Below are 13,162 nucleotides of genomic sequence, written 5' to 3'. Positions count from 1 at the left end.
TCCAGAACGATTTTTCAGTGATGAGAGAAAAAAAGTCCTTACGGACTAGGATTGTGGGGAGCACATATTGGCTCCCGTTGACGACTTCAGAAGAGTTTTACACTCTTCTACTCACAAATGTTTCGTCAAGGTGGGAGATCGGCAAAGAAAGGGCGATATTGCCGTGCCAACAAGTCTCCTGAATTCCATTAGATACTAGTTTACTAATTGGGTCAAGAAAAATGTTCCGACGGGTTCATGAATGGGAATCAAAAATCGACAATTAGACTGCTCTCGAATCCAATCAATGGATCGATTTTGCGACCGACACCGGAAGTTGCTCCCACTTGATCCAATGGTGCTTGCGGGACTGTACCTCCGTTTCTACGGTAGATCTCGGCAGTATTCGGGTAGGCGTACGACCACCATGTTCCTGGTTGCCAAAAGGCCAGAACACTGTTCCACGTAAGATTCTCCAGGACCTTCCAGTTCCAGCCGAAATCCACTTCCCAACCCACATCTCGCGCATGATCGGGCACGGCTTGCAGGCCGGGCACAGGCGCTCCAAAACCGGGAATCCCTTGTTGTTGAGCCATCGTGTCATTGGTAAAACGTGCAAGGGTGTGCGAATAATTGCCGCCCAGTATGAACGCATTGGGCTGATCTCGCCACGCCCATGAGTTTGTGACGAAAGCATTGAGGTTCGAAGCCACTGCATAATCAAGTCTCGCTCCCACATGATGAACATTCGTGGGCTGACCGTCGCCAGAAGCATTCCAATTTGTTCCTGTTCCATACATGTGGTACATCAGAAAAGCCCAGTACCTCATGGCACAATTATTAAGGCCTGTCGAACCTCTTGCAACATCTTCATCGTCATTCCTCGTGTTAGGATCGTCTCCTGTGGCCCTCGCATATGAGAAGGATAATTTTGCCGGTCCGACCAATATTCCCGTTTCGATTCCATAAATCCAAGCTTTAACGTCGGAATCGAGAAGTTGATAGCGCGTACCACCTCGCAATTCTGTTGCCCCAAGTCCCGATCTGTAATGCGAGTAATAGTCGCCCTCGACATTGAAGAAAAAGCGCCCGTTGAAATACTTTACTGCGAGAGTCAACTCATAAACCAGACGATCCGGTATCGGTGTGATCACAGGAGTCAGCGTAGCTGGAACGCCGGTTGCAGCATTACGCATGTCGACAAGTTGGGAGGAATTGTCCCGGTAAGCCGTAGAACTTAAATCGACTACCAGGGGACCATTTCTGTATACAATATCTCCATATACTCCTCCGAAATAATTACGGTCATCATCTTTACGATATGTTGCAGCAGTGCCTGAGTCACGGGGATACTGATTCCAATTTGTTGCCGATCTTCCGAGATATGGGGTGATCCCAATTGTAAGCGGCCCATATGGTACAACCATACTGATTGACGAGGAAGATCTCTGACAGGGATTTTTCCACAGTCCCATTCCAAGCGCGCTGGGCCTATAGCCGAGTGTGAGAGTGAAAATTGGGAACTGAAGCTGTATTTTCCACCACTGCACTGTCACCATGGTATTGGGAACATCGATTGCTGCAGGCCTGTTACTTATGGGCACATACAACTGATTCACTTCTCCCGGCAACCCCCAATTACCGATAGGACGTCCCCCTTCGTGCAGTCCTAGCGAGGTTAAATTCAAAGAGCCTTCCAGAGTAATTGCTGGGTTTACTGTTACTTTTGGAATAAAAGTAACACGCATATCGGTATAGTTCATATCCGAACCGAAACGATTTTCACCGGCCAAAACACCGCGAAATGATGTAGGAGGATTATCACGACTCGGCGATGGATGTGTAACAAGATGATTAACACCCAAATTGACGCCGGAATTCATGCGACCAAAAATGTCCTCATCTCCAGCCCTGGACCAATAACGGTAACGGACAACATTTTCCCCTTTCATACTGAATTCCCAGGTGTAGGCTGGATTTTGAGCGAGTGCCAAGAGGCAGAAGAGTGCCACAAGAACAGTTTTTTTTCTCATGCCATACTCCCACATAAGAATAAGCAATGTTAGAAGATTTAACTCAAGTGCCTAACGGTAGGAAGTTTGATATTGCAATAGCAGTAATAAGTAAGTTCGGTCAAGGCTTTTCTTTTGTGGTCCCAGTGAGTCTCAGCTATGGGATGAAGGGGCGATGAAGCATCGCTGTAAGAAATAATTGTCTCACGATGCAGCTTAACAATTGCGCTTGCAACGAAAATTCCACGAACCTCCTGCGATTGAGTAGCCTATACCGATTCTCGAAAGTAATCACGGATTGTGAAGAACAGATCCCAGCAATTGGTAGCACCGGCCTCCCAATGCTGTTGACTTAAGCTGCGGGGACATTTTTGTACCTGCGGTAAAGCCATTTGTTTTTGCTTTGCTTGTTCACCCTTGGTTGGGGTGGTCGCTGACTGTTTGGTCGATAGTATTTGACACGATAGATTTCTTTGAGAATATCCTGAAAGATTTCGATGGCTCTTTCAGGATCGTCTGCGGCGAGCACGGCGGCTTCAGACGCGAGCGTCATGACCGCATTCTTGAACTGAGGTTCTCCGAGCTCTCCACCGAGTAACTGGGTGGAAATGGCCATGAGAGTTCTTGAGATCACAGCCATGATCGCAGCTGCAAAGAGTTCTTGCAGGACGCTGTTGCAGGTTTTGCCATGAAATTTTTCGATTTCGAGCCCAATCTTTTCATCCCGGAAATAGCTCTCGATTTCCCATCGCCTGAAATAGAGGTCAGTGATCTCCTGTCTCGGAAACTCCACCTTGTCGTAAAGATTCGTCAGGAGAACCGAGAGGGTTCCGTCAGGATTGGACAGTCTGATGACTCTCACTCTGATGGGCTTGGCGGCCTTTCGTTGTTCAGCCGTCACCTGGCTGAGATAGTTCGATGTCGGAGGAATCACGATTTCGGCTTCGCTCTTCCCGCTCCGAATGAATTCCTTTACTGTGGCGAAGGTGGACGTTGCGGGGCAACGTATCACGAAATAGCCTTTGAACTTGTCCAAAAGGTAGCTGAGAAATTCATATCCTGGGTAACCTCGATCCAGGAGCAAGACACTTCCCTCAGGCACGAGGGGCAGGAGATGTTTGGCTTGGTCCCGCTCCGAAGAATTCACCGGGACCACAGTTCTTGCGATGGGCAGACGTCTGAAGACGTCATAGAGCGTGCATACAAGACACTGAGGATAATGTCCTTTGCCCGCTTGCCCAAGTCCGCTCTCAGGATCAAACTCGGCCCTGAGCTCATCGGCGGCTGGAAGCGTATAGTCGGAGCCATCTATCGCATGAGTGGACATACCATGCCACTCGTCCTTCGGGCTCTTAGGCCAACACTCATAAGCCAGACCAACCGCATCATCGAGTATTTGCCGAAAGATCCTCCAATCCACCTTTTTGCGCGCCTTGGTGAGCGCGCTTCGATGGATCGCCTCGGCGTCAGGCCAAAGGCCAAGAATTCTGGCATGTCGAAAGAATTCACCGGATTTCATGTCCACTCCTTTACCCTTTCCACTGGCGGCAATGGACAAGATGAAGGTGATAAGCTTTCCAAAGGCGAGTTTTCTGTTTCGAGTAAAGTCCTGAGGCGAGCGTTTCTTGGAAGGGTCGATTTGTCCGGGAATAATGTGAAGAAATTTTTCAGCGTACGCGCTAAGTTGGCATGGTTCTTCAAAGCATAATGCGTGCCATAATAAAATCCTTTCAGCAGCTTGTTTTGAAAGAATTTATCGCGCGTAACTACCCGCATGTCAACACAATTCCTTCTGAATTCTCGGAGGTTAAACGTGAAAAATCAAGAACCCTTTCCTTAATTCAACAGCATTGCACCGGCCTCCGTGCCGGTGACCAATTCACCCAATAAATCCACCAGTTATCGCCGGCAGAGACGCCGGCGCTACTGATTCTTCCCATTGCAGGCATTGGATTCCGTCAAGACTTTCGATAACCGCTGTAAACGCAATTTATCAGCCATCAATTTTTCAATTGCCTGCCGATCTCTCGATAGTGTATAAGAGGCCAGCCCCTTAAACATTAATCGTGAGTATCCTTATGAAATCTTCGTTGAGGCCTATGGTCAGGATTGTCCTACCCTTGTGTATTGCACTTGTTGCGCTTTTCTGGATGTGCCGAGAGTCTGCTGCCGAGGATCGGTCCAAAAACGAAAACCGTCGTCCGTGGCTCATGGTCGGCCTGTCAACCGACGGATGTTCCCGCGGATGCAAGCATGTCTTTTCTGTGATCAAACAGTTGAGCGGTAATCCAAATGGGGTTATTCTTCACTTCTCCAAAGTAACCCTGGAAACCGTAATGGAAATGCAGCCCGAGTTTATCGTGTTGAGTCCCCAGGGAACCCCGTGGTGTCGCTATTCCGGCGAGCTCGGAGTATCGCTCCAGAATTTCCTGTGGTCTTTACCTGTCTTTGCCGAGGATATGAATATTCCGATGCTCGGGATTTGTGGAGGGCATCAGGCGCTCGCCCTTGCTTTCGGCGGCAAAGTGGGGCCTGTTCGCTCTGTAGACGACGACTGCATGCCCTATAGCCGTGATCGGCAGGGAGGAGTGGTCCCTCTCACCGTGACATCTCAGGATCCGATTTTTGAAGGAGTAGCGGGATCCATTCGGATGCTCGAGAGCCATTTCGATGAAGTCAAGGTGTTGCCGCCGGGTTTTGTTCTCCTGGCTTCGGAAAAGGTCAGTAGGAATCAGATCATTCGTCATCCGAGCAAACCAGTGTACGGCATTCAGGGGCATCCGGAGCACTTCTACAGCAATCGGCCAGATGGAGGAATTCTCCTGAAGAACTTCCTCAGGATTGCGAGTGCGCACAATAAAGCAGTGAAGAGATTCCCGGAGCCTCAGCAACTCATTTCGAGCAGCACGGGAGAACACGGGCAGAGCGTAAGATAGGTGGGTGCTGGCCTCCAGCTTCTGGAGACTGTCTCAAAATTTTCGAATACCCAAGAATCGTGCCACGATTCATCACCCTTGTAGGGGCAGTCTCGTGCCTGCCCTCCTGCAATGACCGGCACGGAGGCCGGTCACTACCGGGCACCCACGAGGGGCGCCCCTACAATCAGGCCGGGAAGATGTTGAAAAATACGTGGCACGATCTGGACTTTTGAGACAGTTTCGAGTCGCCGGTCCCTACTGCTATCTAGCATTGAAGCGTGGACAAACTGACAATCGCCCCAACCTGATCAACTGGTAATCTTGGCACACTCCCCTAAGAAGGCGCTACTATCGGTTTCAGTCTGATATCAGAAAGATCGAGATTCGAGAGCTTCCTGCCAGTCTGACCGCCAGGATCGAGTCTTGAGAAAACCCGTAAGGCGTGCACCGACTCCCTTTAGATAAGCAACAACTTCCGGGTGACCCTCAAAATACGCATCCATCAACGCCGTCCATCCGAACTTGGTCCTCGCGTTAATGTAGGCTCCGGATTTTAAAAGCAGTTTGACTATTTCCAGTCTTCCTGCAGCAGCGGCTATCATCAAAGGGGTCTTGCCATCTTTGTCGGACGCATTCACATCCGCTCCGGAGGAGATGAGCAGTGAGATTACCTCGGCAGTTCCTGCTTTGGCAGCCCAGAAGAGTGGAGTGTTCCCGAATTTGTTCCGTGCATCGGGATTGGCGCCGCGGCTTAGCAGAAGTTGCACCACTGCGCTGTGTCCCCCGTAACCGGCCCAGAATAGAGGAGTGTTCCAGTACTTGGCATCCTTGGAGTTCACATCGGCTCCTCGATCGAGCACTGCTTCGGCCAGATCCGGCATATTACGTTTGGCGGCGGCATGGAGCACTTCGTTAAGGAAACCTGTGCCCGCTCCTCTCTTGATGCGAGCCTCGATCAGTATCTTTGCCGATTCACTCCATCTGCCTCGAAAAGCGTATTCCAGCGCGGAAAAACCCTCTTTGCTCCGCAATTCGGTATCGGCCCCGTGTTCCAAAAGCATCTTCATCAGGGGAACGGAATCCGCTAGAATTGCGGCCATAAGAGGAGTTCTCCCCAGATCGTTGGGCGCATTGACGTTGGCACCACGCAATATAAGCAGCTCAGCAACGAGAACATGTCCTTTGTAGCATGCCCGGATGAGCGGCGTGTTACCGTGACGACCTCTTCCGCCTTCAATTGAAGCTCCTGAATCGAGAAGTAGTCGAACAATGGGAAGGTCTCCGTTGTGGCATGCCCACGAGAGCGGATTCGCTCCTGATGTGCTTCGTGCGTTCACATTCGCGCGCTTTTTCAAGAGCAACTCGACCGCCCGGGTTTTGCCGGAACGAACCGCCCAGATCAACGGCGTGCTTCCCGAATTGTCACGGGCATTTATATCTGCACCTTTCTTCAAAAGGGCATCGATGACCTGAACGTGCCCATTGTATGCGGCCCAGAACAAAACGGTGCTGCTATATTTTACGTCGCGAATGTCCAGTCGAGCACCGAATCTCAGGAGTTGACCCACAACTTCTTCCTTTCCACTGCATACACCCCAAAAAATAGGCGTGTGACCTGCTTGATTCACTGCATTCACCTGTGCCCCGCGCGCTAGCAGTAGCTTGACGATGTTGGTATGCCCGCGGTAGCTGGCCCAGAAAAGACCGGTGTTGCCGCATTTGGATTGCGCGTCGATCTCAGCCCTTCTGTCCAAAAGCAAGTTCACAGCACGAACAGCCCCGCCGCTGCATGCATAAATCAAGGCAGTTTTTCGATATTTATCGCGGGCGTGAACGTCAGCTCCGTATTCGAGAAGCATGTGGACAGTATCGGTGCTGCCGGCCCGAGCTGCCAGAATGAGCGGTGTGAATCCGGCTGCATTGGCCGCATTCACCTGTGCGCCATGTTTGAGCAGCATCTCAGTCAAGGAAGTATGCTTTTTGAATGCTGCCCAAAATAAAGCAGTGCTGCCGTTTCTGTTTCGGAGATTCGGATCGCTCCCTCTGGAAAGGAGCAATTCTGCGATACCAGCGTTGCCGTTATCAGCAGCCCAGAAAAGCGCCGAACAGCCATTTCTCGGCTCCTTTCGATTCACCTGCGCTCCGCGATCCAGCAGAAGGCGCACCGTCTCGGTATCATTCGAGCGCACAGCAGCAGCAAGAGGAAGATTCCCAAATGCATCAGGGGAATCTATTTCGACTCCCCGATCGAGAAGAATTTCCGTAACCTCTTGATGCCCGGAGGAAGCCGCAAGAGCGAGCGCAGCCCTGTTGTCCGGACTCCCCGGGTGGACCTGAGCATCCAGTTCCAGAAGCAATTCCACCAGTTCGGGATAACCTTGTCGTATAGCCATGCGAGCGGAGTGTTTCCGTCCTTGTCCGGAGTATTCAGGCGAGCACCGACACGCCACAAGAGTTCCACGACATCCGTGTGCCCCCACATGCAGGCTCTGAGCAATGCCGTTTCACCATCTATGTTGCGCGCCTCTATTTCCGCGCCTCGTTTCAGAAGCAGTTGAACCACCTCGCGGTGGCCGGCGAGGGCGGCTTCCATCAAGGGCGTATTCCCGAATTGGTCCGTGCGATTAAGCTGCGCTCCTTGTGATAACAGCAGTTCCACGATGGCGACGTGACCGGCGAGAGCAGCAGCCGCGAGAGGTCTTATTCCTTCCAGATCGGCATCCGGATTCGCTCCTTGTAGGATCAACTGATGAATTCGAACCAAGTCCCCGGTTCGGGCCGCTTTGATGAAACTATTCTCCATGAATGCTTGCCTGAACTACACGGTCGGAGAATTCTGCGACCGGTTCTCTTCGGAGCCTTACTTTTGACCCTGCAGCGCAGTGAATTAAGCGCTTCAAAGATCAATAAGCAAGTGCAATCCGATGATTTCATTCACACATTTTGTGGTCTATTGTCGTAGTATACCATGTTTATTCCTTTTTTTATAGAAATAAAAGGTTACCTTTTAATTTCAACGGGTTCTTTCATAAGATTCGAATCGTGCGTCTCATGTTTCGTTAAGATATTCGAGAGAGGAATCACATTGGATATTTTTGTTCTGACATAAACTGCATATGGAGTGTGGAAAATATCATTGATAATGCATTTTTTAAATGGTAAGATGGGTGCACTATTCTTCCCGATCTTACTCACTGTTGTCCAGTTTATTAGTGTAGATTTAACAAGATGATTCGGGGGTTGCGTTTCTGATATTGCCCCAGGTGTTCCTGACAAAAAAAGACTGATTTATTATTTACTTGAGGCGCAAATTATATGGAAGAGCTCTCTTTTCACGACTTAAGAAACCGGAGCGCGTGCTCGGGGGAATCCGAAATTCTTCATTCAGAAACGAGAGTCCGGCAAGGATTCCTTGAGAAATGTTCAGCCGACTCTTATGTAATTTACGATCTCCGCGGAACTCCTCAACAGGTAAGCACGAATTTCAGCAAGACGTTCGGATGGAGCCTCGAAGAACTCAAGGACCAAGGGAACCTACTTGTGCCGGATTCCGAGCGGGAATGTTTATTGTCCGGCATTTTATCGGCGCGTGATGGGAATCCCAAATGGCTGGTAACAAGAAGATTAACGAAACCCGGTGAACTCCTGGACATAGCCTTTTATCCTTCCCCGATACTCGACAACGAGGGTCAATGTATTGCACTGCTTGTTATACATCGCAATCTTACCCAAATTTCGGAATGGAAAATCATCCGAGATTGCCCGGGTGAGGAGTTGATATCCGAATGGGGTTTTCAACAAGAACAGTTGTCCCTTCAACACGTTCACGAACACCGGATACTGTTTGACAAACATTCTATCGGGTTGGCGATTGTGGATTTGATGGGAACATGTATTCGCATGAACGCAGAATTCGCACACGCGCTGGATCTTAATGGGGACAATTCACTGGATTCCGAGGCACTGAGATCGGTCTTCTGCACTGTCGGCCTTTGGGACAAGACATTATCGTCAGACAGCCCGGATGATTGTGTGATTACCTACAAGAAAACTGATGATATTTCAATGCTCCTCCGGATCCGGACCTCTCTCGGCAAACGAAGGGGATCGCCGAATACTGTAATTGCTCTGGCTGTTTCGGATATACTCCCCCGGCACGATACCGCTGCATGCATCCAACAAGATACGAGATCGCCTGAGACAAGTACCGCTTTAGAGGAACCGTCGAAAGATTCAATGCACAACACGCAACTTGCCCAAAAAAGTGTTCAACAAAGCGTACAGCATCTCATGAAGACGAATGGTGCAGTCAAGAAGGTTCTGCAACTACATCAGGAGTACAAAAACGACATCCAGGAACGTATTCAACAGAATTTAAGATTAGCTGTTTTGCCGATTCTCGATGAGTTAAAGAAAATTGAAACATCTGCATCTCACAAACATTTAATAGACATACTCGATTTTAACCTCAGGCACATTATGTCGCCATTTGGAGCAAAGATCCTTAGCTTTGAAAATAAGCTCACAAAAAGAGAACTGCAGATTTGCCACATGATCAGGGCTGGAAAGAACAGCAGAGAAATTGCCGCAGGGCTCAATTTGACTTACGAGACGGTAATCGTTCATCGAAAAAACATCAGGAAAAAGTTGGGCCTGAAGAATGAGAAATCGAGTCTCATCGGATATCTTAAGAAATGGGCGTAGCAGGGAATGATAGTGAGCTGACAGCAAGAATGCGAGAGAATTGCTAAACCCGGTAGTGACCGATTTTGTTGATTGGGTATTCTGGCTACCCAAAATGATGTATATTTTCTATTATTGACATAACCTTTTTTTCACATCACTATAATGCTACTCTATTGGTGTCAGGGAGGCTTATCTCAGAACAGTGCGATTGATGCGCACGGTGTTATATATCTCCGTATAGATCTCCACACCGGGAATCGGGCGCTCGGATCAAAGCGGTAGGATGGGAACGCATTCGGGGGTTTTCTCTGTCGTCTTTTCCACCCATTGTCGTTTGCCCGGTGAGTGATAATTCACTCACGGCTTGGCAGTTAGAGTGATTCAGACACTCGATGCCGTGATAATTCCTGGGGGGAAGGTGCTGGACGTAAGCAGTTCATTCATGGATTCCACTTCCTTTTCAAAATCGATTCGGGAGAAAGAAGGTAGTACCCCCGAAGCCGGCGCGGTTTCATCAAAAGACCTCTTACCGATTCCCGGCACGAACAAGTCTTCCGATTATACAGTATCGGCGGACCCGAATATTGGTCCCAGTCTGTTGGTTGCTGCTTCTCAGGGCCGGACTGACCTGGTGGAAGAAGTTCTGTTTTTTGGTGCAGACATAGATTTCCAGGACTCTTCGGGAAAAACCGGGTTAATTGAAGCATGCCTCTGGGGGCGATCTCAGGTTGTGAGACTGCTGATCGACAGAGGCGCATCGTTAGATAGAACAGATCATCAAAGCCGAACACCGCTGATGCATGCCGTGTTTTGGGGACACGCAGATATTGCGGAAATACTCCTGAATGCGGGTGCTGATCCCCTTAAAGAAGATGTGTACGGCTACACTGCACTGCACTGGGCGGCATGTCGGGATCAGTCGCATATCGTGCAGACTTTGCTTAAATACGGGATATCGGTCGATCCGCGAACTAGCGAAAAAGAGACACCCCTTATGTTGGCGTGCTCCTCAGGCCATGTATCCGTAGCTCAAGTGCTCATAGAGAACGAGGCTGAGAGCGAAGCATCCGACAAGAAGAAGAGTACTCCTCTGATCAAAGCCGTCTCTTCCGGTCAGACAGAAGTTGTCAGGTTCCTCATAGAATCCGGAGTAGACGTTAATTCTCAGAACGAATCGGGGGATACCGGGCTCACGGAAGCAGCGCGTGTCGGGCTCGTTCCTATTCTCGAATTACTCCTTGAAGCAGGGGCTTGGATAGATCATCAAACAATCTTCGGAAATACGGCGCTTATGCGCGCCAGTTACTCGGGACGTTTCGATGCGGTGAAGCTTCTCTTGGAACGTGGAGCAAGTCTGACTCCGCGGAACAAGTACGGCAATTGCGCGCTCCTGGAGGCCTGCATAGGTGGGCATCCCGACGCAGCGCGCCTCCTCCTGGCATCCGGTGCAGACGTGCAAACGCGAGATCTGAAAGGCAGAACTTGTCTCATGTTTGCGGCTTCTTCAGGATTTCTCGAGCTGGTCCGCGTCCTTCTGGACTGGGGAGCAGATCCGTTTGTGCACGATCAGGAGGGAAACACCGCGTTGGATTGGGCTTACTCGGATTACAATCCTGAGGTTGTCCAGCTTCTCATCGATTCTCGTGCATCATCCAGAATCGATCCGGACAGTGCACCAACAGCCGAACACATAGCCACTCAGTCATTGGACATTGTAGACGGCGCGGATCCTCTCGGACAGACACCTCTTATAATTGCGGCCGAGAAAGGGGACGAGGAATGGGTGGTCTATCTTCTGGGGGAAGGGGCTCGGATCAACTCCGCCGATCGATTCGGCGATACCGCTCTGATGAAAGCAGCCTCGAGAGGACAATTGACTGTGGCGGAATTATTGCTTTCGCGAGGAGCCGACATAAACGCGAAGAACCGGTACGGTAACACGGCCCTAATGAGAGCGGCGTTCAAAGGGAATCTCAAGCTTGTCAGACTGCTTATCGATGCAGGCGCGGACGTGCATACGACGAATCGGGAAGGCAGCACGGCTTTGGAAATTGCTGCTTTCAAGAATCACTTCGGCGTCGCGAAGCTCCTCCTGGACTACGGTTCTGATGTTAACGCGACAGACGATTACGGCGATACCCCTTTGATCAAGTCCGCTGCAATGGGTCACATTTCTGTCGTCAAACTGATGCTGGCCCGGGGAGCTAATATCAATGCCAGAAATTATCTTGGCAATACCGCACTCATAAGAGCCGCTTCCAATGGCCACCTGGATGTCGTTGAACAACTCCTGGCCGCACGAGCGGATGTTCATGTGAAGAATATGTACGGGAATGATGCCCTCTCGAAGGCATCTCTCAAAGGACACACCGCAACTGCAAATCTCCTCGCGATCAGTGGCGCGGAAACCATCACCATGGGTCAAGAGCCTACCACCAGCCAGACTGGAGGACATCCCGGTTATGAGTTAACCGATTTTCTGTTGCAGACAGATGGATCTGTTGACGACAACTGGGAACAAATCCTCTCTGTGCTCAAGAAAGCAGATCCTCAAGAATTGGAAGCTCTGGTAACTCAGGGCGCTGATTTGGCCCTCAACAGCAAAGTACGAGACACTATTTTCGCACTCTCCGTGAGAGCAGGCCGACCGCACCTGGTTCGAAAACTCCTGGAGCGGGGTGCCGGAAAGTCAAGTCGGAGCATGCTTGACCAGGGGTTGATCGTCGCCGCTTCGCAAGGGAGCGTGGAAGTTGCGGAGCTTCTTCTCAACTGGGGTGCAGTTCCAAATGCCAGGAACAAGTCCGGAAAAACAGCTTTGATGAAGGCAGCAGCAGCCGGATATAAGGAAACAGTGGAATTACTGCTGAAAAAAGGTGCATTGCCGGATAATCAAGGTACTGACGAGAACTCTGCGCTCATGCGTGCTGCTTACAGAGGCCATTTCGAGGTGGTGAGACTTCTGGTGCGCGCTGGAGCCAATATAGCTGCTCGCAATAACCATGGACATTCGGCGGTGGTCCTTGCTGCAACCGCAGGGCACCATGAAATTGCCGCGTTTCTTCGAGCACTGGGTTCAACGGAATCACTGTAGACTGATTGCCAAAAATTCCGACGTTATCTCACACTCCAATTCAACATATCAGTGGGGACCTGCGTCCCTGCCGGTTCATTCTATTGATATCATTTATTATATTGAAGATGTGCCGGCACGGAGGCCGGCACCCACCAATACTCCTATCCTCAATGGGACACTAATTTTGACAATTGCCATAAAAGGATGGAGGGTTCAGAAGTTCGAGAGAAGAAAAAAAGGTAGTAACAGACCGAGGAGGGAAGCAAGGTTCGCGTTAGAGTCCTGCTGCCGGGGGTAACCTCAGTCTGTCTAATGAAAACTACAGTGCATGGTGGGAGACCATAGCAGGCCGAGGACCTTGGAGTCAAAGATTTTTTGCTTTGAAGACAAGCTATTCGGTTTATGGGAATTGCCAAAGTTATAGCGGTTATCGAAAGTCTTGACGGAATCCAATGCCTGCAATGAGAAGAATCAGTAGCGCCGGCGTCCCTGCC

Annotated in this window: 7 protein-coding genes; 3 read left to right on the top strand and 4 right to left on the bottom strand. The window is 50.1% G+C overall.

Translation table 11 applies throughout. The features are described from left to right. Positions 1-248 precede the first annotated feature (248 nt). The gene (locus tag DESTI_RS22740) at positions 249-2,012 is read right to left on the bottom strand and encodes a hypothetical protein (protein WP_014812325.1); all 1,764 of its coding nucleotides are present in this window, start codon (positions 2,010-2,012) and stop codon (positions 249-251) included. Between the two features lie 331 nt (positions 2,013-2,343). Then, on the bottom strand, positions 2,344-3,561 hold the full coding sequence (locus DESTI_RS22735) for an IS4 family transposase (protein ID WP_237671475.1): 1,218 nt from the start codon (positions 3,559-3,561) through the stop codon (positions 2,344-2,346). 508 nt (positions 3,562-4,069) lie between these two features. Between DESTI_RS22735 and DESTI_RS22725 the strand changes: the two genes are divergently transcribed. Next, entirely contained in the window at positions 4,070-4,927 is an 858-nt protein-coding gene (locus DESTI_RS22725; RefSeq protein ID WP_014812324.1) for a type 1 glutamine amidotransferase, read from the top strand. A 350-nt stretch (positions 4,928-5,277) separates the two neighbouring features. Here the strand turns inward: DESTI_RS22725 and DESTI_RS22720 are convergent, their stop codons facing one another. Together DESTI_RS22720 and DESTI_RS31465 are read right to left on the bottom strand one after the other, a co-directional pair. Further along, positions 5,278-7,254, bottom strand: coding sequence for an ankyrin repeat domain-containing protein (locus tag DESTI_RS22720; protein WP_237671506.1), 1,977 nt, complete (start codon positions 7,252-7,254; stop codon positions 5,278-5,280). Then, positions 7,140-7,712 carry an ankyrin repeat domain-containing protein gene (locus DESTI_RS31465; protein ID WP_052316087.1) on the bottom strand — a complete coding sequence of 191 codons (573 nt, stop codon included), beginning with the start codon at positions 7,710-7,712 and terminating at the stop codon, positions 7,140-7,142. Before DESTI_RS31465 ends, DESTI_RS22720 begins: the two co-directional genes overlap by 115 nt. 512 nt (positions 7,713-8,224) lie before the next feature. On the opposite strand from DESTI_RS31465, the gene DESTI_RS22710 reads away from it, so the two are divergent. Then, on the top strand, positions 8,225-9,613 hold the full coding sequence (locus DESTI_RS22710) for a LuxR C-terminal-related transcriptional regulator (protein ID WP_014812322.1): 1,389 nt from the start codon (positions 8,225-8,227) through the stop codon (positions 9,611-9,613). 424 nt (positions 9,614-10,037) lie between these two features. After that, on the top strand, positions 10,038-12,686 hold the full coding sequence (locus tag DESTI_RS22705) for an ankyrin repeat domain-containing protein (protein ID WP_157212247.1): 2,649 nt from the start codon (positions 10,038-10,040) through the stop codon (positions 12,684-12,686). The last annotated feature ends 476 nt before the right edge of the window (positions 12,687-13,162 follow it).

This window comes from Desulfomonile tiedjei DSM 6799 (genome assembly GCF_000266945.1).
In the GTDB taxonomy this organism is placed as follows: Bacteria; Desulfobacterota; Desulfomonilia; order Desulfomonilales; family Desulfomonilaceae; genus Desulfomonile; species Desulfomonile tiedjei.
Note: the sequence above shows the minus strand (reverse complement) of the source record. Positions and strands in the feature narration are given on the sequence as shown.

Bases quoted from the DNA above. Each gene is read 5' to 3' on its own strand.
- DESTI_RS22705 (WP_157212247.1), top strand. From the start codon at position 10,038: ATGGATTCCACTTCCTTTTCAAAATCGATTCGGGAGAAAGAAGGTAGT.
- DESTI_RS22725 (WP_014812324.1), top strand. From the start codon at position 4,070: ATGAAATCTTCGTTGAGGCCTATGGTCAGGATTGTCCTACCCTTGTGT.
- DESTI_RS22710 (WP_014812322.1), top strand. From the start codon at position 8,225: ATGGAAGAGCTCTCTTTTCACGACTTAAGAAACCGGAGCGCGTGCTCG.
- DESTI_RS31465 (WP_052316087.1), bottom strand. From the start codon at position 7,712: ATGGAGAATAGTTTCATCAAAGCGGCCCGAACCGGGGACTTGGTTCGA.
- DESTI_RS22740 (WP_014812325.1), bottom strand. From the start codon at position 2,012: ATGAGAAAAAAAACTGTTCTTGTGGCACTCTTCTGCCTCTTGGCACTC.